Source organism: Enterovibrio litoreus, from assembly GCF_045679545.1.
Lineage (GTDB): Bacteria > Pseudomonadota > Gammaproteobacteria > Enterobacterales > Vibrionaceae > Enterovibrio.
In genome coordinates this window covers 223,771-247,599 of the sequence record NZ_CP166195.1, presented here as the reverse complement: position 1 = coordinate 247,599, position 23,829 = coordinate 223,771, and the positions used below count along the sequence as shown (strand labels likewise).

Sequence of the window (23,829 nt, the reverse complement as noted above, 5' to 3'; positions counted from 1 at the left end):
GCTGAAGCCGTGATCATGGAGTGAAACATGTCTCAGGATCTTTTGAAAACCCCGCTACACGATTTGCACATTGAAATGGGTGGAAAAATGGTGCCATTCGCGGGTTACGAAATGCCCGTTCAGTACGCGCTAGGTGTACGAAAAGAACACATTCACTGTCGCGATAACGCGGGTCTGTTTGATGTGTCGCACATGGGTCAGCTTCGCCTTCATGGTGACGATGCAGCAAAGGCGCTCGAAGCATTAGTGCCAGTCGACATCATTGATTTGCCTGCCGGCAAGCAACGTTATGCCTTGTTTACTAATGAACAAGGCGGCTTGATGGATGATCTGATGGTCACCAACTTTGGCGATCACCTGTTTGTGGTCGTGAATGCAGCGTGTAAAGAACAAGACATTGCACATCTACGGGCTAACTTGCCTGCGGATGTAACACTAGAAGTGATTGAAGATCGCGCCCTCTTGGCACTGCAAGGGCCGAAAGCGGCAGAGGTACTCGCTCGCTTGAACCCAGTTGTGGCAGACATGGTGTTTATGGACGCGGCGATCATGGATCTTGGCGGCATTGAATGCGTGGTCAGTCGCTCAGGCTACACCGGTGAAGATGGCTATGAAATTTCAGTGCCTGCTGATCAAGCAGATGCATTTGCGCGTTCTTTGCTCGCAAACGAAGAAGTCGAGTGGATTGGTCTTGGCGCACGTGATTCGCTGCGTCTTGAGTGCGGTTTGTGCCTGTATGGGCATGATATTGACACCACCACCACACCGGTTGAAGCCAGCTTGCTTTGGGCGATTAGCAAACCACGTCGCGCTGACGGCGAGCGCGCGGGTGGCTTCCCTGGTGCTGACATCATTCTTGATCAAATCGCGACCAAAGAAGTTTCGCGCAAGCGTGTTGGTCTCGTTGGTTCAAGCAAGGCACCTGTTCGCGAAGGCGCAAAACTGTTTGATGCGGATGACAATGAAATTGGTATCGTGACCAGCGGCACATTTGGGCCAACCAAAGGCCAACCTGTGGCGATGGGCTATGTAGCAACACCAAGTGCTGTCATCGGCACCGAAGTGTTTGCTGAAGTTCGTGGTAAGAAATTGCCGATGACGGTTGAGAAAATGCCGTTTGTGCCACAGCGTTATTACCGTGGTTAACAGCTAAGTCTCGGAACAAAATACTGATTTTCCTTTGACATGGATGCGACGGTTTTTTGCCGCTTTGTTTCAATGTCCTAGCATTGATCAAACAACACAATAGCCCAAGGTCTCAAAGGTCAGAGTGTCACTCTGGCCTTTTTCATTTTCATTTTCTTTTACTTCTCAGTGCCCTGCGTTTACCGAAAATTCTGCCAAATAATACCTGTCATAAAATTTAACAGTTCATCTCGAAGTTGGCACTGAGTATGCAGTCTATTTATCTGAGTCTTTTATCAATAGGTGGCGGTAACACCAGACGAAAGAAGACAGGAAGTTGTGACTCGTTGCAGAAGAACGCAATTTTGTCGGCGACTCACGTGATTTTAGATTAATGTCTTATAAGTACGACATTAGGGCGAAGGAGAAATAGCAGTATGCTTGCAGAACAACGGGATGAGATTGATAACCCTCTGATCTGGCCAATACTTAGTGTTCTTGAAGCGTCAAATGAAAGCTGGAAAGTGCACTACCTAATGGCGGAGTTGCAGAAAAATACCATCATGGACCATTTGGATGATGACCCCCAATTGGATCTGTTCAAGCGTAATTTTCTCATCATGAACGCCCTCTACCAGTTACAAGAGACGTTGCTTCCCAACCAATGGCTTCAAGTCGAATCCATGGATATTCGACTGATGTGGCGCGGAGCGGGATCAGGGTTTGTTCAACATGAAGTGAACCGTGATGACCCATTGCGAGAATACTACATGGATTGGAAAAACTATGATGCGCAAACAGAAGACGTAAGAGAGCTACTCAAGTCATTCTGGAAAAAATATCAGCAGCATGTAGGGCATTGCAGCGAAACCACCGTTGAGCGTCGCAATGCGCTCAAAGCGTTAGGATTATCGGACACGGCGTCCAACTTAGAAATCCGTCGCCAGTGGCGCAAGATGGCGTTGAAGTGGCACCCTGATCGCCCAGAAGGCGATGCCGCGACATTTCGCACTATGTGCGAAGCATGGCAAAGCCTGCGCTTATAGAAGTGGTGCAAACAAAAATTAGAACCCAGTGCATTGTTGTGTTCACAGGGCGCTGGGTTTTTTACTGCTTACTCTTCGGCTGTTTGCGGCTGATAGGGTAAACAGCACCAGCGTCAGCATGATGATTCCACCTCCGATGAATACATTTTCACTAGGCACTTCTCCTAACACCATCCACACAAAAATTGGTCCAAGAATCGCCTCAAGCAACATGAACAAATTGGCATGTGCGGCAGGAAGGTATTTGGGGCCAATTGATATCAAAATAAAAGAAACCGGCACAACACCCGCGCACAATATAAAAATGTACACCCACTCTTGCTGTGTCAGAGAAAAAGGCTCAGCGCCGGCGATGAATGCAATCGTGGCTGTGCAAAAACCGCCAAAGATCAGAAAAAGTGGGGCGTTTGCACTTTTGCTTTCTCGCAGCACCACAAAATAGGTGGCCAACATAAATGCAGTGATCAGCGCCATCATGTTGCCAAACGACGCATTCGGCATTGTCTTACCGTAAAAAACAAATACGATCCCCAGCGTGGCAGCGATGATCGCCAGTAGGGTTCTCGTGTCGATTTTTTCTTTTAAGAACACAAATGCCAAGGCTGCACAGATCAAAGGACTGACATTGATGATGATAAGCGTGCTGGCTACCTGTGTGTGTTCAATTGATAAAACAAAGCAGATGGTCGAAAACGAAAAAGCCAAAGACCCAATCAGTAAATTCTTAGGTGGCTTTTTCAGCACGGCAAGCGTGGCTCTGGGTCTAGTAACAAGAACGAATATTGAAATGACGATGGCAGAGATGAGTCCTCGCCAAAAAAGTAACGTCCAACCCGATGCTTCAACCAATCTAATCAACAAGCTGTCGACGCTCAGTATGGAAATGCCGACCAACATGGCCATTGTTCCTTTGTAAATTGGCGTCAATTTAAGCTCTCCATGCAACTTCTTGCTTTATCTAACGCGCTAATGCGAGATACGAAAACGCTGAGTTTATCCACCACTCTTACCAATAAGTGGCTCAACAATTGCCCATTTATGACGTGATTCAGAGCTAAGTGCAAACAGGCTTTTGCTTTTTCTCACTTTATCAACCGAGACTCGAGGTCTACGCTTAATTGACATAGATGTCGATATTTTGAGATTTCGGAGACAAAATGAGATCAATTCGCCACATTTTCTTTGCATTGATGGGATTTATTCTCCTGCTTGGCGTGTTAATTATTTTTGCTATTGTCCGCTCAGAGGCGATCACGAATGCGATTAACGACATTCATGAGAAGCGCCAAGACCAGTACATGTTGGCGGTAGAGTTAAAAAATAGCTCCGATTTGCTGACACAATTTGCGCGGAATTATGCAGTGACATCAAACAACCGTTGGCGCTACTTGTTTGACCATGTCAGTGCTGTGCGTGAAGGGCAACTGCCTTTGCCTGAAAGTTACAACTTCGATTATTGGTCACAACTTTCGGACCCCAACTACGAAGTGCAAGCCCCTGATATTCCAATCCGGCCTAACTATCCTTCTTTGCTAAGCCGCCTGAGATCGTCAGGAATAAGCGAAGCGCATATGTCGTTTTTGACCCAGGCGCTTTCACGCTCTCAGGAATTGATTTCTATTGAGCAAATAGCCATGGATTTAATTCAGGGCAAAAAGCGAACGGCGCGGGGGATTGAACGCGTTATTCCCGACCCTGAACTCGCTCAACAAATGCTATTTGGGCCTGACTACATCCATGCCAAAAATAAAATCATGGGGCCAATAGGCGCGTTCTACGACACCATTGAAAAATCCACCCGTGATGAGTTGAACCAGTTACTTCAGCAACGCAGAAATATGGAAGGTATCGCGACTACGATGTCCGTATTGCTGATCATCACCGTATTTATGTCGACGATATTACTTTGGTATCGATTTCTTAAACCCTTGGATAATATTCGCAGCGTCATTGTTAGCAAAGTGCGTGACAAACAGTTCGAATTCAAACTTGATGTGGAAAGCCAAGGCGAATTGAAAGACCTTGCCGCTGCGCAAAACGAAGTGTTGGGGGAAATTGCTCAACGGTTTGAATTCAGTCGCCAGATTAAAGCTTTTTCAGATCTCATTCGTGGCTGTTCAGATACCAAAGAGCTGGGTCTTCAAGTTGCGAATTTCTACTCACAGCGCCTTGAGTTGCCTTATGTCGCGATCTACGTGCTTCGGAGCGATAAGCTTAAATTGGTTGGCGGTGTAGGGATCGATGAAAAAACAAAAGAAATGCATGCTGAAGCCGTATCTTTTCATCGCACCATTATGCTGACCAAAGAATTTTTGCGGATCAGAAACGACAAAGACAAGTTCGCGCTAGCTTTACCGGCAGGCAAGCTGATGCTGGAAGAAATGTACTTCATGCCACTTATTGTGAACAACGACATGGTAGGTGTGTTGGAGTTGGGCTCTGTGAGCTCATTTTCCGACAAAGAAATTGATTGGCTGTTAGAGGCGCAAGAAGATTTGGCGGTGGGCATTCAGCTCACCATTAACGCCGAGTTGCAGCTTGAAGCTGAGCAGCGTGTCTCTGAGCAGTTGAAGCTCAATCAACAAATTATTAATGCGATTCCTAACCCCACCTATTTTAGAAATACAGAAGGCTATTACATCGGCGTCAATGATGCGTTCACAGATTTTCTGGGCTTGTTCTATGTAGATGTGGTGGATAAAACACCCTCGGAGCTTTTTGCCGATGACGTAGCCACCACGTTCAATGAGAAAGAAAAAGCATTGCTTGAAAACCCCGGCTCAAGTGTTTACGAGGTTGAGCTTCCCAATGCCAATGGCGACACCCGTATACTGACGGTGTATGAGGCAACCTATTATGGCGGTTCTGGCGAACCCCAAGGGGTTGTGGGAATGTTCGTGGATGTGACAACACAAAAACGCCTTGAATCTGATCTGATCTCCGCAAAAGACCAAGCCACCGAGGCCAGTAAAGCTAAAGGGGAATTCCTGGCGAACATGAGCCACGAGATTCGCACACCCATGAATGCCATCTTGGGTATGTCTCATTTGGCCTTATTAACCGATTTAAATGACAAGCAACGTAACTACGTCGGCAACATTGAAAAAGCCGGCAAGTCGCTGCTTGGCATCATCAATGACATTCTTGATTTCTCGAAAATTGAGGCTGGCAAGCTCTCAGTCGAACACATTGGGTTCCGCTTCAGCGAAGTGTTGGACAACATCAGCAATATCATTTCAGTAAAGGCAAAAGAAAAAGAACTGGAACTTATTTTTGATATTGACCCAGATCTGCCAGATGACCTCGTTGGAGACCCGTTACGTCTCGGGCAAATCATCATTAACCTGACCGGTAACTCCGTTAAATTTACCGACAGCGGTGAGATTATTATTCGCGCCAGAAAAGTGAGCGAATGTGAAGACATTGTTGAAGTTCAATTCGACATTCAGGATTCAGGGATTGGCATGTCAGATGAACAGTTGGGACGTTTGTTTCAGTCGTTCTCACAGGCAGATGGATCGATTACCCGAAAATATGGCGGCACGGGACTTGGCTTAACCATTTCGAAAAGCTTTGTTGAATTGATGGGAGGGCGTATTTGGGTTGAAAGTGAGCCAGGAAAAGGGTCAACGTTCTCATTCACCATCCGTTGTGGCCGCAGCGAATCTAGCATTAAAGAACAAGTGGCTAAATCGACTATCCTGCGAAACAAGCGCGTACTGGTTGTCGATGATAACCAAGCATCTCGCGACATTATGTATGCCTTGCTTGATAACTTAGATTTGCGTGTCGCGGCCGTTTCCAACGGTGAAGAAGCTGTGTTTGAAGTGCAGTCGGCCGACCAGTGCAATGACGGGTTTGATGTGGTGGTCATGGATTGGAAGATGCCCGGTATTAACGGGGATGAAGCCACCATGCAAATCCATGCGTTAGAGCTTAATAAAATGCCGAAAGTCATCCTTGCCAGTGCCTATGGTGAAGATGCAGGGCTGATCGGTGACGATGTACAAACACTGTTTGATGCCGCCTTGGTGAAGCCTATTAACCCATCCTCTTTATTTGATGCTTTGATGGAAGCGTTCGGGCAAGAGGAGCTAAAACTTCTTAATAATCGTGATGCACATGAAGATGTGTCTGAAGAAATCGACTTTACAGGGCTCAAAATACTTCTTGTTGAGGACAACATGATCAACCAAGAAGTCGCTAAGGGTATTCTTGAGCAGTTTGATCCGGTGATTGAAGTAGCAGACAACGGTCAAATTGCCCTAGACATGGTGCAGAAACAACACTTCGACATTGTGCTGATGGATATGCAGATGCCTGTCATGGATGGGGTAACGGCGACGAAGAAAATTCGTGAAATTGAATCGTTGGCGGGATTGCCGATTGTTGCGATGACGGCGAATGCCATGGAGCGAGACGTTAAGCAATGTAAAGAAGCCGGCATGAACGATCACGTATCTAAACCCATAGATGTGGATGAGCTTCTTACGACCATTCAGCGTTGGACAACTGCATCGAAAGAGGCTGTGAAATCATCGGTGGTGCTCAACGCTCAAAAGGTCGAAGATGAAATTGATTTACAGCTTAGTGACATTGATCCACTGGTTCTCGATGCCAATGAGGGGATTAACCGCATTGGTGGAAACGTGAAAGCCTATTGGAAAGTAATGGGGGCGTTCACTGATACGAAATTGGCCGTGATTGATAAAATTCGACAGGCATTGGCTGATGAAAACAGAGAAGATGTAGAAATGTTTGCGCACTCCCTGAAAGGTGCCGCCGCCAATGTTTCTGCAAAAGGGCTGGCAGTGCTTGCAGGTAACCTTGAAGAACAGGCAAGCTCATCAGATCTGAAAATGGATGCCGGTCTGATGGATAAAATCGAGGCGTGCCTAAAACAAATCAAGACTTACATTCCGGGTGAAAAAGAGGAAGAAGCGAAGCCCGTTGAAGTGGGCTTTGCTGGCTATACGCCAAGAGAATTCCGTATCGAGTTGGAACAACTTAAAATCTTGCTCAATAACTTCGATACGCAGGCAGTTGATTTCATAGCAGGCATCAAACAAAGTTCGAAAAGCATGGACGTTAACCTTGAGCCCGTTGAAGACGCCATTCGTAAGTTCGAATATGAAATTGCAGCGAAGAAACTTGAGGCGGTAATTGAAACCCTGGGTGTGGATGAAGAGGAAAATACACCGACCTTGTTCTAGCGTCGTTTGGATGTGTGTTCAAACCAGCACCGCGCCTGACAGCCAACAAGCTCTCGCTGAACAAGTATCTTGAGGTTGTTTTTTTATAACTGGCTAACAAAAAAAGGCCGCTAGCTGAATCAGCTAGCGGCCTTTTTCAATCATTCTAGGCGATGCGTGTTGAGCGTAACGCCTTGATGTATTTTGGTTATTTTGCCAGTGAGCGGCTACGCAGTTCGAAGATCAGCTTCTCGGCACTGCATTCGAACTTAAGTTTTACTTTTAGTGGGTCTAGCGCCAGCTCTGCTGTTTCATCGAGGTCATGAATCACAGCGTCATTCACTTCTTTCGCCAGTGATAGGTAAGCGCGAAACTCTGAAAGTGCAGCAGCTTTGTCGGCTGCGAAGATTTCCACTTCAGCCACGTCGTCGCCTTCGCTAATCACGTAACCCATTTCTGCGGTCACGCCGCACGCATCACATACTTGAAATTCTTCCTGGCTCATTGATCACTCTCTCGATGATGGGGATGAGGATAGTCATAACCCTTCTGGATTTCGTAATATTACTACATTTAACGTTTCAGTTTGTAGGGTTTTTTATCTGATTAAAGTATGCGGGTGAAATTGATGTGCGGGAGTTATCAGAAGAAAAACGAGCCCAAAGGCCCGTTTAACCATTTAATGTAAAAGCTTAATGTAAAAGCTTAATGTAAAAGCAGTTAGCACTACTCTTCCCATTGCACCAATTTGTCAGCAGGCCATGTGGCACCGACATCATGGTATTTCTTTTCAAGCAAATGGCGGCGGATTTTCAACGTTGGAGTCAGTAATCCGTTTTCAATGCTCCAAGGCTCTTTGATCATCATTACGCCCTTAATTTTCGCGTGTGATTCAAGTTCCTTGTTGATGGTCTCAATCACTTTCGTTACACGACGCTCATAGCGCGCGCGGTCAAAGTTAGGGAAATCATGGGGCAAAGCAAGAAGAACAGGGCCAGGCATGCCTGAGCCAACCAAGCACATCATTTCAACGTTACTGAGTTCAAACAGCCGCTTCTCAATAGGTACAGGGCTAACAAATTTACCTTTGGCCGTCTTGAACGTGTCGTTTTTACGTCCTTGGATGGTGAGATAACCCTCGTTGTCTATATCGCCAATATCACCGGTTTGCAGCCAGCCATCAATAATGGTTTCAGCACTTGCCTCAGGGTTCTTGTAGTAGCCCGCAAACAGTCCCTGACTTTTTACAAGGATCTCGCCGTCAGCAGCAATTCTAATTGCAACCCCCGGGCCTGCAATACCGACGGTACCAATTTTGTCTTCTCTGAACGGGTAATTTAGCGTGCTGTAAGCGAATGACTCTGTCATCCCCCACGCTTCAGTAATATGAAGCCCCAGTTTTTCATACCAGCTCAGCAGTGCTGCTGATACAGGTGCAGAACCACACCCGAGCACGCGCGCTTTATCCAAGCCCAGATTTTGAGCGATCTTCTTCTTGATCAAACCGGAGACGACTGGGATTTTAAGAAGCAAATTCAACTTGGCAGGAGGTAGCTTTTGTTGAATACGTTGCTGAAACAGCGTCCACAGGCGAGGTACAGAGATGAACAACGTTGGACGGTGCATTTTGACATCATCAATAAAGGTATCGAGAGATTCAGGAAATGCAGTGCAAATGCCGGACATCATGGCCGTGCCAAGAATGTAAACACGCTCTGTAATGTGTGCGAGTGGCAAATAAGAGAAGAGGCGTTCGCCATCTTTCATACCAATAGCACTGATCAGTTGTTGAGACGACCACGCAAAGGCACCGTGAGTGAGCATTGCACCTTTAGGTAGCCCAGACGTACCAGAGGTATATACGATAGACATTAAATCATCGTCTTGGTGGTTTGGGGTCACTTCAGCGCGACCATGTTGCGCAATCAAATCGCTCCAATCGTAACCACAGTGAATAGTGGGGTACGGGAAAGCAATCGTTGGCAACTTGCTGCGTGCTTCTAAGGTCTCTTTTAGCGCTTTCGTGTCATCCAACTTGCCCACAAACAACAACTTTGCTTCTGAGTGATCAAGACAATGCCCAATGGTGTCAGCGCCCGCCGTTGGGAAAATGGGGACACTCACATAGCTGCCTAGCATCAACGCGAGATCGGTGATGAACCATTCAGCACAGTTCTTTGAGATCAACCCGACTTTGTCCCCAGGTTCCAGTCCCATGCCTCTAAGGGCAGAAACGATCCTCAGAGCTTGATCAACAACGTCAGAGTAAGTGAAGTCCGTAAACTGGCGATTAATGATCTGGCGAAGAAAGATTTCATTAGGGCGTTCTTCTGCCCAGCGCAGAGCTTGTTGGTAAGGTTTTGGTTGAGCCATAAAGGACCCCGTATAGCTGTAGGGAATAGAGTAATAGTTATAATTCTATGTTATCGAAGTGTTAAATTAAGGATTTTGTCCCACTTAGGTCAAGTGATTCATTCAAACACTTGTTCAAATTTTGATGCAGGTAACGCTCGCTGCATTTTGTTCACGCATTGTTTACATAGAATAGCATTTTGCTTTCAGTACGTTACAGATTCATATTCTTGTTCACCCTCAAATCTAACGCTGTTCACGCTTCTTGGATTTTCAATCAGCTTTTGTTCATAAATTGAACGCATGTACTATCTTTAAGACGTTAGCTTAAGGGTAGGTGGTCGGTAAACTCTTTAGTGTTAAGCGTGATCAAGCTCTACGGTAATGCGACATAACTATTAGAAGCGTTTGCGGCAGTAGAAGTGATGTCTTGATTGTTACAGGTTACGGAAGCCAAGAAACAGGGATAAGACAATGCCAAAGAGAAGCAAAGAAGATACTGAAGTTACGATTAGAACGATCCTTGATGCGGTGGTTGACCAATTGGTTACGCTTGGATACGACAAAATGTCATACACAACATTGAGCCAACAAACGGGAATATCACGCACAGGGATCAGCCACCATTTTCCAAAGAAAACCGATTTCATTACACGTCTAGATGACAGGTTACTGAACATATTGATCGATCGGTTAGATTTAGAAGGCGACAAGCGCACATTCATTGAGAGCTGGCTAACCGCACTTCGATCTGACAACCGCTTTACTGCCGTTCTCCGCCTCTTCTTTCTTCACTCTGTTTCGTCGGAAAACGCCGAAGAGTTCACCAGCCACGCCAGCCGTAAACTGCACGATGTATGCTGCAATCGCTATGGTGAAGAGTTTGAAAAAGAGTTTGAATGGCTGCTTGGCAAGTCACTTCTCACGATGGCGTGATAGGCTAAATACCTTGACTTTTAAAGCGCCCATCTGGGCGTTTTTTTGTATTCATTGCCAATCGCTTGCGATCATTTTTTTCAGTAAACGTCAGCATTTTTGATCTGAAACATTAAAAGGCTAAAAAACGTTTAATCATTCAAATAAAAGTTGTGTACTTAAAAATTAATTGAATAATGGGAATTCTGAATCTGAGTATTCCGTATCACCCATTTGCCAACGAGATTTTTCATGAGCAATTCACTAGTACTGGTCCTCAACGCAGGCAGTTCCTCCCTTAAATTCGCATTGATGGATGCACAATCTGGCGAGGCGATATTATCTGGCCTTGGCGAGTGCTTCGGTCTTGACGATGCGCGCATTAGCTGGAAACGCGAAGGACAAGACAAGCAAGAAGTTATGCTTGAGCAAGGTGGTAGCCACCACGAGAAAGCGGTGGAAATCATCGTTGAATTGGTCGAAAACATGGATGTTGGCAGCCAATTGGTTGCTATTGGTCACCGCGTTGTACACGGCGGTGAGAAGTTCGCAACTGCCACCTTGCTTGATGAAAGCGTGGTAGCAGAAATTGAAGCACTGAGCGATTTGGCTCCGCTTCACAACCCAGCAAACGTCATGGGCATTCGTGCTGCCATGAAGGCTTTCCCAAGCCTGCCACAAGTTGCCGTGTTCGATACCGCATTCCACCAAACTATGCCGCAGAAAGCGTTTACTGGCGCTATCTCAAACGAACTTTACACAGAATACGGTATTCGTCGCTACGGCTTCCACGGCACTAGCCACTACTTTGTTAGCCGTGAAGCAGCAAAGGTATTGGACAAGAAGATTGAAGACACCAACGTTATCTCTGTTCACTTGGGCAACGGTGCATCTGTGTGTGCTGTGCGCAATGGCGAATCGGTAGATACCTCAATGGGCTTCACACCGCTAGCTGGCCTAATGATGGGGACACGCTCTGGTGACTTGGACCCAGGTATCATCGAGTTCTTGCTCAAAAAAGGCTGGAGCCAAGAGCAAGTGTTCGACACCTTGAACAAAAAATCGGGTTTCCTTGGTGTATCTGGCCTAACGTCTGATGCACGTGGCATTCTTGAAGCCATGGATAACGGTCACGAAGGTGCGAAACTGGCTTTTGAAGTGTTCACCTACCGTGTTGCTAAGTTCATCAGTTCATACATGATCACCCTCGACAGCCTTGATGCCATCATCTTTACGGGCGGTATCGGTGAGAACTCACTGCCTATTCGTCGTGAAGTGCTCAAGAACCTAAGAATTTTGGGTTTTGTTGAAGACGAAGCCGGTAACGAAGCAGCACGCTTCGGCAAAGGCGGCATGATTGCAAAATCTGACCTGCTAGATGCTGTCGTATTGGTTATCCCAACGAACGAAGAATTTGTGATTGCCTCACAAGCGTCTGACTTCGCAAAATAATACCCATCTTTGATTGAATAAAAACGCCGCTGAGATCAGCGGCGTTTTTTTGGTCAAAAGCTGCCTGTGCGGCAGTGAAGTTCGCTGTTTTCCTCGCCTTCAGTATTTGCATTTTCTAAGCTGCCTGTGCGGCAGTGAAGCAAGTGGAGACAATCGAAAGCCTGTACTCTGTTTTCTAAGCTGCCTGTGCGGCAGTGAAGAGCAAGGCACGGTGTATATCGTGCCAATGTCATTTCTAAGCTGCCTGTGCGGCAGTGAAGAGATCCACATCAACAACCTCGCATGGCTCTCTTTTCTAAGCTGCCTGTGCGGCAGTGAAGGTTACGAAAAGGGAGGTGAACCGAATATAAGTTTTCTAAGCTGCCTGTGCGGCAGTGAAGTTCTATCTGTCGAATTCGGAGCTGAAAGCGTTTTTCTAAGCTGCCTGTGCGGCAGTGAAGATTGGGACGTGATCAGCTTGCAGATTCGCGACTTTCTAAGCTGCCTGTGCGGCAGTGAAGGTACGCTATTGATGTGTACGATGGCTACTCGTTTTCTAAGCTGCCTGTGCGGCAGTGAAGAAAACGTTTGTATAAGGCCAATGATGTTATTTTTTCTAAGCTGCCTGTGCGGCAGTGAAGGATGCCACCGCGCAATGGTCGGACGCCATGTTTTTCTAAGCTGCCTGTGCGGCAGTGAAGAAGGGCTTGTTGCGTCATTTGTTGCATGAGTCTTTCTAAGCTGCCTGTGCGGCAGTGAAGAGCAAATGGACTTCAACAGGGACTTTTTTATTTTTCTAAGCTGCCTGTGCGGCAGTGAAGACTTCGGTGCGCCGTTCCCTTGGTGACGGTAATTTCTAAGCTGCCTGTGCGGCAGTGAAGCTTTTATGCTTCATTCAATAGAATTTGCGCATTTTCTAAGCTGCCTGTGCGGCAGTGAAGCCGCCAATCAGTACGCATTATGTGTGGGTTATTTTCTAAGCTGCCTGTGCGGCAGTGAAGCATCACGGCGGGCGCTCAGGCTTTAACGAAAATTTCTAAGCTGCCTGTGCGGCAGTGAAGCGAGTGTGGAGATAAAAGAGTGTCCACACTCGTTTCTAAGCTGCCTGTGCGGCAGTGAAGTCCGGTTCGTTGACACTAAGCCACATTCTGACTTTCTAAGCTGCCTGTGCGGCAGTGAAGATCGCCGCGGCGGGGGCGCAACTCGACATCAATTTCTAAGCTGCCTGTGCGGCAGTGAAGTCTCGTCCCGCATCAATTTTGTTGAGGGCTATTTTCTAAGCTGCCTGTGCGGCAGTGAAGACAATTCCGCTGTGCAAATGTCGGCATCTTGTTTTCTAAGCTGCCTGTGCGGCAGTGAAGAATTGGCGTGCCAATGCTTGGGGGTTTATCTCTTTCTAAGCTGCCTGTGCGGCAGTGAAGAGCGAGCAAATGATTGAATGGCTAGAAGCGAATTTCTAAGCTGCCTGTGCGGCAGTGAAGGCAAGCAGGCCATGATGGGTTCATATTCCGATTTTCTAAGCTGCCTGTGCGGCAGTGAAGTTCCTCTTGCCGACCTTGTTCATCACCACATTTTTCTAAGCTGCCTGTGCGGCAGTGAAGGCCCCGTCTAGCTTCATCGCCGCTTTAATGATTTTCTAAGCTGCCTGTGCGGCAGTGAAGACCTTCACTTCAACGATGATTGAATCACCGTATTTCTAAGCTGCCTGTGCGGCAGTGAAGACCAACACACTCACGGCATGCTTGATGCAGTTTTTCTAAGCTGCCTGTGCGGCAGTGAAGGATAAGTATCAGGGTTTCATTGCGGCCAGTGCTTTCTAAGCTGCCTGTGCGGCAGTGAAGGCCAAAGCGCGTGATGGTTTCGATTTTCTCGGTTTCTAAGCTGCCTGTGCGGCAGTGAAGTCGGCTAGGTCTTTCAACCAGCCACTTATATTTTTCTAAGCTGCCTGTGCGGCAGTGAAGGGTAGAGAATATCTCTGAAGCATAGATTTTTAAAGAGCTAGGAAGAAATATGATGGAAAAACCCTATTTTTGGATGAAAATTTAAGCCATTTAAAATCAATGGCTTAAATTAGTCCTAAAAAATAGGGTTGTAGTGGGTTAGAACCAAGGGGTGGTTGCTGTTCTACTGAACCCATAGCTGGAAAAGTGGCCAGTTTCGGGCTTATCTAGTAATTCTCCGCGCTCAACAAAAAGACGAACCTCTTGATTTGTCGACTGACTTTTTATTTGGATAAAAGGCAAAGAGAGCCGCTTTTGCTTGGAATCTGGAATTTTATGTAATGCTTCGTCTTCAGATAACCATCCCTTAGCGATGGCGCGCTTACGGATGTTCTGCGGGCTTTTTTGTTGCACTCGAAACGTGGAGCGATACCCTTCAACGTTATCTGGTACGGGTGATATATCACTGACCGATGTGTAGTCCCGTAAACCTTTAAGCCAAGGTTGAGCCATTAATTGACCTAATGCTGCTTGAGTTCCGTGAAGGCGCAGTGTGTCACCCAGCGTTTTACCATATTTTGGGAAGCTGACGGCCATGTCACCACTGGCGACTTCTACTAACGCGCGATGCAGTTTTGCGAATAAATTGTTCATTAGTGCGGGGCTGGTGATTTCCGCATCAGGCAGAACAACAATATCTATGTAGCTGTCCATGATTACTCCCCGAAAACACCACCGCGAATCAGCATCGCGATAACGTAGTGTTGTTGTTCGTTTGATGGTGCTTGCCCTTTAAGAATCCAATTGTCCAGCAGGGTATAGAAGTCGGTTTTTTCTTTTGGTTTTCTGTAGGCAACGCCGCGGTTGGTCACACTGCCATAGGGTTCAATGGCAATAGGGCCAAACTCGCTGGCCTCAGGGTACCAAGTGTCAATGGTGCGTAAAGCATTGCCAATTTTTTGTGAGTGCATTGCGGCTTGTTGGTTAAGTTGGTAGAGGTATTTGCTCTTGTTGCCGCTACTGTTCATCACCAATTCTTGGGATGGGAAAACGGTTTGCCCTTCACCTAATCGGCTAAAAGCAGCCACTTTGATTAGCGTTGGCTTTTCACCCATCAACCCTTGTTCTATCACGGCTGCCAGTTGAGAAAGCTGTTCATCTTTATGGCTGAAATCGCGAAGTGAAAGCTCCTGTGCATCAAATACCCATTGTTTATCGGCATGTGAAATACGCACTTCGACTTGCTCGGCTCCCACACGGTTTCGCCATAGGAATCGGCCGTTTGCAAGGTTGGTGGCAAAGCGAAGCGCCAACACACTAAAGCTATTCTCTTGAACATATTCAGAAATGAGTCCAGCCAGTGCCTTTTGATAGTCAGGGTTGTTGCAGGTAGAGGGAACAGACAAATCACCCAACACACGTAGGCTAAAGCTGACTTTTAGTGTATCTGCATTGAATGGCAATGCGGCATTGTCAACGGTTTGAAGGTTAGCTTTTTCAACCTCTGCGTCAATTTTACTGGCCTTTGCCCCTTTTACTCGGTTGGAAATGGTGCCTCTGACCGATTTCTCAATCACATTTACAGCTTGCCATTGTGTGGTATCGGCGCGTTGCTCCCAGTTGCCTGATGACAAGAGTGCGTCTGAGCAAGCGAGCTTGGATTCAAAGGCAAGTACTGAAGGCGTCGTTAGGTTTGTCATTGGGTTTTCCTTATTAAAATATGTCGTCGAATTCTGTTGGGTCAATGTCTTCACACAGTTGTGTTTGGGTGTGGCAAAGGTAAAAAGGGTCGCGGTAGGTGTGCTGCCACAAAGCTTGCTGCATTGATGCGAGTCGGCTTGGGCTTCCAACCCATTCACCAACACTGTAAATGGCTTCAACGAAACTCACTGGGGTGTCATTGTCTCGCGCGTTCGCAACGCCGCCTGCCGCGTATGTCGGCGCAATTTTTTTATAGCCAATTTGAATGGGTACCAAGTAACCGTCGAAGGGCGATTTAACGCGTTGCCATTCAACCTTGGCGCTTTCTTTGTGCTCTTCGGCCGACAAAGGCGTGTCGGTGGCCTGATATTTGAGCGCAGAGAAATCGAGCCAGTTTTGTAAGGCAGATACGTTGCATTGTTCGTTCTGCTCTGCGAGGTATTGACTGCGATCAATCAAGATAAAACCGGGAAGCAGGCGGCGTAGTAGCTTCGCGTGAGGCTCATCGGAGAAGTAGCAAGCGCCAATCCCAGTGATCGTGCCGCCAGCGAGTTTATTGCGTTCCGCCAATCGTTTTACAAAATCAGATTGTGCGCGCTCCATGTCGTCAGTGACGCGATTCACGCCGTTGCACTCAATGACCAAAGATACGGTCAGGTGCATGCGGCCTTCTTCAACAATAGGGGCGGTTTTCCCCTCTTTGGTCAAAGGGTTGCGGGTGAGTGAAAAAGCATACGGCTCGTAGGCATTTTCTCTATGAGCATGTACTTGATGCTGGTTGCAAACGATGGCGCATGCATCAAGGCTAAACCCGAACTCGCTGCGTTCAGTGTGTCGCGATAGGGCATGAACAAATCCCAAAAAATGACTTACGGCGGGAAAGCCCCACGTCATGCCTGAAATGGCGTTGGCGTTGCTGATCTGAATGTTTTTAAGTACCAAATAGGCCATTACTTCATCTCCCAAAGTAGCTGCTTAAAGGTTTGTCGCCATTCATCCGCTTCGCCTTGAGATAATCGAAATGTTTGACCACTGCCAGCGGCTTTATCAATTCTGTCTTTAAGCCACAGCCCAAACTCAGCACTCACGCGGTCGCGCCAGTCTTCATTTTTCTCTGACCAACGTGGGTTGTTTGGGTCAAGCCATTGGGCATGATGCATAGGAAGTTGATGGTAGGTGTTCGTCCAACCCGCAGGTTGTTGCTGCCAAATGGCAATGTCGTTAATCACTTGCTCGCCAATTTGTTCAACCATGCGTTGAATGTATTCGCGGCGTTTTAGGTTGCTCGGTTTGTGAAGAATACAAAGCATAAAATCGGCAATGCGTTTCACGGTTCGCTCTGTGTTGAATAGCAACGATGAATGGTTGAACAGCTGGTTATTGTCTTTAGGCTGCTGTTGTTGGTTGCGCCACGTTGGTGGGCGAGTATCGAGTAGGTAGGTTCTCCCTCCTCGACCGCTATTCAGTTGAGACACGTTTTGCGGTTTAGATCCGCCGCTGATGGTGACAGCAAGATTGGGGTACGCCACCAGAAGGTTCTCACAAGGCAGGTTGGCCTTTCTGGCGTCCCGAATGGCTTTCATTTCTTGGCTAAAACGGCTGTGATTGATCTCACTGTATAGCGCTTGCGATAACGACGATGAGTACAGCGGTGCCAGAAGATGGTACTCACCTTGAGCGACAGGGAAGTACACCTGTTTGGCTAAGGTGTGGCTGCTAGGCGCTGAATCGCGTAACGCTTGCTTTAACCCATGCTGCCATTCTTGCAGTTGCTCAGGCGTGTTGGCTAAGGGGGCGAGCGGTTCTATATTGTCTTCTTGAAGGTACGCTAATAAGCTCTTCCCCGCGTTGTCTTTGAGCTGCAATAAACGAGCAACATCCAGTGCTGCGGCATTGCCTACCGCATCAACTGCGGGGCTGGCGATAGAAAAGGTATCGACATAACGTGGATCGCTACCTAAGTTTTCTGCCAGCACATTGGTGCCTTTGGCCGCACTGTGGCTGAACTTGATGGCATGCGTCGCCATGCTGATTTGCCCTGCGCGTTTTGCCGCGCTGTCTAACCAGTGGGTAACGGTAAAATCGAGTTCCAGTTTGGCGACTTTGGCGGACCGGTTCGCTTCAAAGGTGTCAGCATCTTCAACGGATGTGATTTTTGCTTTCTCTTTGTCGCATTCTTTTTCGAACGCCTCTACTTTCACGGCGCGTCTATCGTCAATGTATTGCACGATATGTTGGGTTAACGTTGTGGGCATTTATCCTCCTAAACGCCTATTCCAAATGATTAACATTCTGTTCCCCTAAATACCCCTAACACGGGGTGATAGCGCCATTTTTGGCCGTGATTCAGTTCTCCCAGTTCGATGGTTGCAAAGCGTTGACAGGTGTCGTCAAGTGAAAGGTCGAATTGTTCGCCTAATGTTTCCAGAACGCTCGACAATCCAATGTTTCCCCACACTGACACGCCATTAGCAAGGGTAATATCAGGCTCGTGTTCGAGCTTCCCACTGTCTTGAAATACCAAACCAAACGGATCCCATTGCTCAAGGGTTGGGGATTCTTCGTCTTGCGCAATCCGAAACACATAGGATTGTGTCGGCTGGCTTTTTCGAAAGGGCGTTTGTTTCTGAATCTCGGCAAAAAGGTGCGCGTGAGGCTGTGTCCACCACACCTTGGCTTTATCTCTCATGATGAAATTGAGGGCGAGGTGCTCTAAAGCAATAAACCCTGAGACCACTCCTTGTTGAAAGAGTGTCGGCTGCATAAAACGTGGGGCCGATGAAATGGGGTGAAGATCACTCTCATTCAATATGTCTGGTAAGTAATGACTGTTGAGTTGCAGCCAGTGACCTTGTTTTTGCGGTTTTTTCTCCTTCAATGGGCAGGGCAGCTTGCTTTCAAAGCCAGGCTTACAAAAGGCGACAGATTCGCCTTTTAACGCACGGTAGTTTTGGGTCAATACGCAGATGTTGGGTGTGGTTGGCGGTTGCTGTCGATGGCGTTGCACGCGGCCCGCAAGTTGAATGATGGAGCGCATTGAGCTGGGTTCAACAATGGCCCAATCGTAATCATGGTCGCGCCCAACTTCTGCGACGGGCGTGGCGAGCACCACAAATATATGGTGTTGTTCTGGGTGTTGTTTGAACACCGCCTGCACCTGAGGCAAGGCCGTAATTGGGCGCTTCGGATCGCGCTTTAGTATCGCATCTAGGTTGTCTTCAATTTCTGAGCGTACCGCTAAAGGATGTTGGCTGTGATAAAAGCAAACGTGAATACGTGTATTGTCGTTTGGCGACATGTCCAACAACCGTTTACCGACGGCGACCAAAGGTTCGATGTTTGCCATGCGTATGATGCCAGCCGAGAAGGTTTTGCCTTTGTTTTGCGTATCGCTGCCATCTGCGGTGCAATGCTCGCTTGCAAGCTGTTGCGCGTTTTGCAAGAAAAGCGCTGCTAACGAGGTGATAGCATCTTGTGGTGGCGATGTCTCAACAGGTAAAAATTTGCCTAGGTGAAGTGCTGGCGATTTGTCGCGTAAGCATTGCTGTCGTTTTTCTGTGAATGCCTGATGTTGCGCGAGATAGCTTTTGGCATCGTCATGCTGCCCGTTGTCTTCATTAAATTCATCACACCAATACGTCACGACGGGTAATTCGAGTCTTTGACCATTTACGACGTTGAACTGCTGGCGACCCGCTCGATAAGCGTCAAACAGGTTGCTGATCAGTGACGGTGGTAAGGTGGCAGAGGAAAGCAAAACACGGGATCCCAACAAGCCAGCCCAATAGACCAGACGGCTCAGAGCGGGTATGTCTTCTATGCCAAAATCATCAGGCTCATCCAACACTAAATCACTGGTGAGCAATCGCAGCATTGGTGCGATTTGTTGGCCGCCCGACGTGCCTTCAGACACTGGAATGATGTGGTCAATCGTGCTGACTGAAATCGGTGCGCTAATCAAAGCATGCACGAATTTTCGCGTGTTTCTATCGTTATTTAACCAGCGATTTAAATAGTGGTTATCAAGTTCACCGTCGTATTTTACATACAGGTGTTCAGCAAAGAGGTTTTCCGACGCACTGCCTGTTGGCGATGCTTTCTCTTCGTCGTCCATCGCACTTTTTATCGCGGCCACGTCGCGGTCTTTTTTCTTGTTGTGCAGTGCCTTAACCGCGCTTGAACCAATGACAACAGCCAGATCATCGCCATCGAGTTGAAGGCGTTCTTGCAAGGCATCACCGGTTTGCAATGTCAGCGTGCGCAACCCTAGCGCCACACTAAAGCGGCACCCCATTTGTGGATCAGAAAGCCCGTACATGATCCTTGCGTTGGCAAAGGTTTTTCCCTTTCCTGTTGAGGCCATGTTAACCCCAAAGAAACCTTGGCTTTGGGTTTGTTCCCTTACGGAAACAGCGGCGTCATAGGCGTTATTTTGCCAACGAAAGCGAGGAGCTGTGGTGCGTTTTTTCAGTGAAGGATGTCGGGTGATGGCAGGCATTGCACCGCGCAATTTAGGAATAATAGTGGCCAGTAAATACGCATTATGTGAGACGCCAATACAGTGTTCATCAAGCTTTTGCTTGGGTTGGCGTGTTTGCCTGTCCGTGTTTGCAATAGCGGTGTACTTTGCGTCTTGCCAATGTGTGGTTGGCGCACCAGCGGAGTATGCGTGATCGGCAAGCATCAAGGCCATACGAGCAAGGTGCAGTGGGTATGCCAGTTCTGGTTTGGCGAATTCCACTAGGCTTGGGAGTTTTAGTGCGCGAGCTGCCAGCTCTTTGGCTTTATTCCGCCATGTGAAACTCGCCAATGGCGTACCCATTGGAAATCGGAACACATCCGTTTTCTCTTTTTCGTCAAAAGCATGGTGGTTGAGTGCGTTCCATTCTGCGCTCATGCCCGTGTTGAACCATGCCGCTACGTTATGCATGTCTTGCTGCCTGTCACTTAAACATTTAGGCAGGCGGTGGTGTGAAACAATCAGCCATGCGATGCAAGCGGCAAGTGGGGCCATGCTTGCGAATGGAACGATGTTAGCTGGGGAAAAGCCCTCGAGTAGATGCTTATCATCAATCTCATTCAACGTATTGAGATGCTCAAGCCATTCTTGATCACTTCTTCCACCGACAAAGGCGAGAAAAAGCTGAGCGGAGACCCATTCGTGTCGGTACGGCTCGTAGTGTTTTCCAATACCTAATAGTTTGTTTTGAAAAAGTAGGTTTGCTTTTCCGAGATCGTGAAAAAGCCCAGCAATCCCCGCCATAACGGCGGTTGAATGGGTGCTGTGTCTGTCATTCTCATCGCCACTTCGCAATATGTTTCGACGCGTTGTGTTCGTTGGCACGGTGCCATCTTCATTAAAGCGTTTTCGGCTGCCGACTATCCACATCAACTCGGTATGGTTTTTCCCATACGTTCGGTAGCAGGCTACGGCGGTATTTCTGCGCGCCGTTTTTTTTAACAAGATCCTAAGCGTTTTTAGCCCTTCATTCGTGATGGGGGTTTGCCATGTTCGCTGGCCTTTTCGCTCGGCAAATTGGTCTAGCACTCGTCGCGTTTCTGGCAGGGCTTGTTTACTGCATTCAGAGATGAGAAGGATGTTCACAACGCTTGCTCCGAACATGACGCTGACGTGCGCTGCAATGTATCAATCATTACGTCTAGCGCTTCTGCCTCCCGAAACTGGTTTAAGCAGCGTTGGCGAAATTCTTGTTCATCGTCACCCGCCATCGCGGCAATAAAGGCTTGAGGTAGCACTAAGGCATCTTTAACAATATCGGCGACATCGAACACCAACCCGCCGCGGCGCGTTTTTCCATGCAAGATGGCGAGACCATGTGGCAGACCGATAACCCAACAAGCGGTAGCAGCCAGACCGTATGCTAAGTAGTTGCCATGATCTAAAAACCGATTTGCTATGTCAGTTGAATTTCCGCGTTCTGAACGTGTGAAGTCGCCATATTGTGTAGCGTGGCATGCTAGGCGATAGAGCGTTTTTGTTGTGGTCGCTTCTAGAGACAACAGGTCTTGCGTGGTGGTGCAGGTTTCAATTTTATCCGTGAAGCGAGAAAGTGCGTCGTTGAGTTGATCAACACAAACAGGAAACGCATCGTGTTTACTGGCTTTTAGCCAGTGCTTTTTGACCTGTCGGATCCGCTCTTGTTGGAGTTGTTTTGCAGCTTCAAGTCGTAATGCATCATCAAACCAAAATCGAACCCACTGTTGAAGATACTCGGTAGGGCGGTACTCCGATTGTGGTGTCAGCCACGAAACTTCGACCTGTGTTTCGTTGGCACTAAACAATGGCGTGCCACCGCCGCCACAAAAACCGACTAAAACGCCTGCTTTTGCAAATTCGCGCATGGCTGCCTGTGTAACGGATGTGCCAGTGCCAAGCATGACCACGGTGGTGTTTGCGATGGGGATATTCCAATAAAGGCTCTCTTTACCTTGGTCGGTGACATATTCAACCCGTCCGCCATTCACCAGCACTCGGCAATGTTGAAGGTAATAAATGTTGGCGCGTTTAGAGTGGAGAATTGTTTTTAAATCACTTGGTGAAAAGTCTTTATTGGCCACGTTTACCACTGACTTAGTTTGGTTGCATATTCTGTGGGGATTTTAACTACAAACTCAATAAATAGTGACCAATTATAAGTACATTGGCGTCATATTTGTGACTGCGGCATGGTTGTGAAAGGAGGGACGGACAAAAGGCTTAGGTTACAGCTAAGTTGTTGCTTCTGAAGCTTATCTATCGGTCTACATATCAACAGATCCGGTTTGAGGTTTTTACGATCTAATCTCTGCTATTCGGGGTTGTCAGTTACTCAGCGTTATCGCTCAGGTCGGATTCACTTTCTTCAAAGTCACGACTACGGGAATCACGTATAGTTATGCTATCTGTACGCGAATTGCGTATGTTTTCGCATGAAAAGTGTATTTGTCTAATCGACCATATTTGAAAAGTACCGCATTGAATATCTCAGTGATGATGAGTTTAGGTTTTTTCAAGCGGAGTTAATGTCTAACCCCAAACAAGGCGAAATGATTCAAGGTACAGGTGGTTTTCGAAAGATTCGAGTTGCAAGTAAAGGTAAGGGCAAGCGTCGTTTCTACTTACTGATAATTTATGGCAAGAATGAAATGTGCGACTCAACTGTAGACCAAAAAAAAAACTAAAAGCTTTTATTGAGGCGTGGCACAATCAGTCGTTAAAGCCGCGCACTTCCAAAAGCCAAAAAGAAAAATGTCAGTGTCGAGCAAGGCAGTAGTTCGCTCGTCACCGACGTTTAAATCTGTTTTTTTTGTTGTGCGTGTCAGCGTTATTTAAGCAGCGCGACCATGGCTTCACCTACACCATGTGCACTTGCAGGGTTTTGGCCTGTCACAAGGCGATCGTCAGTAATCACATGCACACCCCAAGGCTGAATTTTGCTAAATTTCGCCGCTTTGCGCGTCAGTGACTCTTCCAGTAAGAAAGGAATGTCGTTGATGGTGCCAAAATCCACTTCTTCTTCACGGGTAAAGCCTGTCACGGTTTTGTCTGCGATCAACGGTTGTCCATTGCTCAGCGTGATAGGAAGCAGGCCAGCAGGGCCGTGGCACACAGAACCAATCACGCCGCCTTTTTCGTAGAGCGTTGCCGCTAGGCTTGCCGTGAGAGCATGTTCTGCCAAATCAGAAAGCAGACCAAAGCCACCCGGATAGAAAATGGCATCGTAATCATCGATATTGATTTGATTCATGGGAATGGTGTTGTTCACGCGAGATTGGAATTCTGCGTCGTTGAAAATGCGCGTGTTCACGTCATCGCCTTCCATGTTTTCACCATAGAAAGGCACTGCGCCACCATTGATAGAGGCGACGTCGTAGCTGAAACCAGCTTGCAGAAAAGCATCCAACGCGTGGGTCATCTCAGGGGCGTAAGTGCCGTTAGCCTGATCAGTAGTGCCAAGCGTGGCGTGATTCGTAGTGATGATAAGAATCTTTTTCATAATCTAGTCCTTTGAAAGCGAATCGACTTGGATGAAGGTAAGCCGTTCGATGCCAGCCATTCTATGCTTTCGCTATATGGGTGATAATCCGCTAAAATGGAAAACCGTCTTTGCTATATGGCAATAATGT

At 47.4% G+C, this 23,829-nt stretch carries 15 protein-coding genes, 1 pseudogene and 1 CRISPR repeat array; of the genes and pseudogenes, 6 read left to right on the top strand and 10 right to left on the bottom strand.

Translation table 11 applies throughout. From position 1 onward, the window contains the following. The first annotated feature begins 27 nt into the window (after positions 1-27). Positions 28-1,146, top strand: a complete 1,119-nt coding sequence (gene gcvT, locus AB8599_RS16780) for a glycine cleavage system aminomethyltransferase GcvT (RefSeq protein WP_407334048.1) — start codon at positions 28-30, stop codon at positions 1,144-1,146. A gap of 416 nt (positions 1,147-1,562) precedes the next feature. Continuing rightward, complete coding sequence (locus tag AB8599_RS16775; protein WP_407334047.1) at positions 1,563-2,171, top strand: DNA-J related domain-containing protein; 609 nt, start codon at positions 1,563-1,565, stop codon at positions 2,169-2,171. Between the two features lie 42 nt (positions 2,172-2,213). Here the strand turns inward: AB8599_RS16775 and AB8599_RS16770 are convergent, their stop codons facing one another. After that, positions 2,214-3,068: a DMT family transporter gene (locus AB8599_RS16770; protein ID WP_407334046.1), complete on the bottom strand. Its 855-nt coding sequence runs from the start codon at positions 3,066-3,068 to the stop codon at positions 2,214-2,216. A gap of 260 nt (positions 3,069-3,328) precedes the next feature. Here AB8599_RS16770 and AB8599_RS16765 point away from each other — a divergent pair, with 260 nt between their 5' ends. Beyond that, positions 3,329-7,384, top strand: coding sequence for a response regulator (locus AB8599_RS16765; protein ID WP_407334045.1), 4,056 nt, complete (start codon positions 3,329-3,331; stop codon positions 7,382-7,384). 187 nt (positions 7,385-7,571) lie between these two features. Here AB8599_RS16765 and AB8599_RS16760 read toward each other — a convergent pair whose 3' ends face one another. Continuing rightward, positions 7,572-7,868: a DUF406 family protein gene (locus AB8599_RS16760; RefSeq protein WP_407334044.1), complete on the bottom strand. Its 297-nt coding sequence runs from the start codon at positions 7,866-7,868 to the stop codon at positions 7,572-7,574. Positions 7,869-8,089: 221 nt separating this feature from the next. Further along, complete coding sequence (locus AB8599_RS16755) at positions 8,090-9,736, bottom strand: AMP-binding protein (RefSeq protein ID WP_407334043.1); 1,647 nt, start codon at positions 9,734-9,736, stop codon at positions 8,090-8,092. A gap of 453 nt (positions 9,737-10,189) precedes the next feature. On the opposite strand from AB8599_RS16755, the gene AB8599_RS16750 reads away from it, so the two are divergent. Both AB8599_RS16750 and AB8599_RS16745 read left to right on the top strand, forming a co-directional pair. Continuing rightward, positions 10,190-10,651, top strand: a complete 462-nt coding sequence (locus tag AB8599_RS16750) for a TetR/AcrR family transcriptional regulator (RefSeq protein WP_407334042.1) — start codon at positions 10,190-10,192, stop codon at positions 10,649-10,651. 231 nt (positions 10,652-10,882) lie between these two features. Continuing rightward, complete coding sequence (locus AB8599_RS16745; RefSeq protein WP_407334041.1) at positions 10,883-12,082, top strand: acetate/propionate family kinase; 1,200 nt, start codon at positions 10,883-10,885, stop codon at positions 12,080-12,082. Positions 12,083-12,134: 52 nt separating this feature from the next. After that, a CRISPR array of direct repeats spans positions 12,135-14,022; the repeat unit is 28 nt; unit sequence TTTCTAAGCTGCCTGTGCGGCAGTGAAG. 138 nt (positions 14,023-14,160) lie between these two features. On the opposite strand, the gene cas6f is transcribed toward AB8599_RS16745, so the two are convergent. The 6 genes from cas6f to cas1f are packed head-to-tail and all read right to left on the bottom strand — an operon-like array spanning position 14,161 to position 22,281. Next, positions 14,161-14,715: a type I-F CRISPR-associated endoribonuclease Cas6/Csy4 gene (gene cas6f / locus AB8599_RS16740; RefSeq protein ID WP_407334040.1), complete on the bottom strand. Its 555-nt coding sequence runs from the start codon at positions 14,713-14,715 to the stop codon at positions 14,161-14,163. Positions 14,716-14,717: 2 nt separating this feature from the next. Beyond that, positions 14,718-15,701: a type I-F CRISPR-associated protein Csy3 gene (gene csy3, locus AB8599_RS16735; RefSeq protein WP_407334039.1), complete on the bottom strand. Its 984-nt coding sequence runs from the start codon at positions 15,699-15,701 to the stop codon at positions 14,718-14,720. A 13-nt stretch (positions 15,702-15,714) separates the two neighbouring features. After that, positions 15,715-16,653 (bottom strand): type I-F CRISPR-associated protein Csy2, encoded by a 939-nt coding sequence (gene csy2, locus AB8599_RS16730; RefSeq protein WP_407334038.1) that lies wholly within the window; start codon positions 16,651-16,653, stop codon positions 15,715-15,717. Continuing rightward, on the bottom strand, positions 16,653-17,957 hold the full coding sequence (gene csy1 / locus AB8599_RS16725; RefSeq protein ID WP_407334037.1) for a type I-F CRISPR-associated protein Csy1: 1,305 nt from the start codon (positions 17,955-17,957) through the stop codon (positions 16,653-16,655). Before csy1 ends, csy2 begins: the two co-directional genes overlap by 1 nt. A 29-nt stretch (positions 17,958-17,986) precedes the next feature. Beyond that, positions 17,987-21,307 (bottom strand): type I-F CRISPR-associated helicase Cas3f, encoded by a 3,321-nt coding sequence (cas3f, locus tag AB8599_RS16720; protein WP_407334036.1) that lies wholly within the window; start codon positions 21,305-21,307, stop codon positions 17,987-17,989. Further along, positions 21,304-22,281 (bottom strand): type I-F CRISPR-associated endonuclease Cas1f, encoded by a 978-nt coding sequence (gene cas1f, locus AB8599_RS16715; RefSeq protein ID WP_407334035.1) that lies wholly within the window; start codon positions 22,279-22,281, stop codon positions 21,304-21,306. The genes cas3f and cas1f overlap by 4 nt, the downstream gene beginning before the upstream one ends. 378 nt (positions 22,282-22,659) lie before the next feature. On the opposite strand from cas1f, the pseudogene AB8599_RS16710 reads away from it, so the two are divergent. Next, positions 22,660-22,976 (top strand): annotated as a pseudogene (locus AB8599_RS16710) (type II toxin-antitoxin system RelE/ParE family toxin). Positions 22,977-23,027: 51 nt separating this feature from the next. On the opposite strand, the gene AB8599_RS16705 reads toward AB8599_RS16710, so the two are convergent. Next, complete coding sequence (locus AB8599_RS16705; RefSeq protein ID WP_407334034.1) at positions 23,028-23,699, bottom strand: type 1 glutamine amidotransferase domain-containing protein; 672 nt, start codon at positions 23,697-23,699, stop codon at positions 23,028-23,030. Between the last annotated feature and the right edge of the window lie 130 nt (positions 23,700-23,829).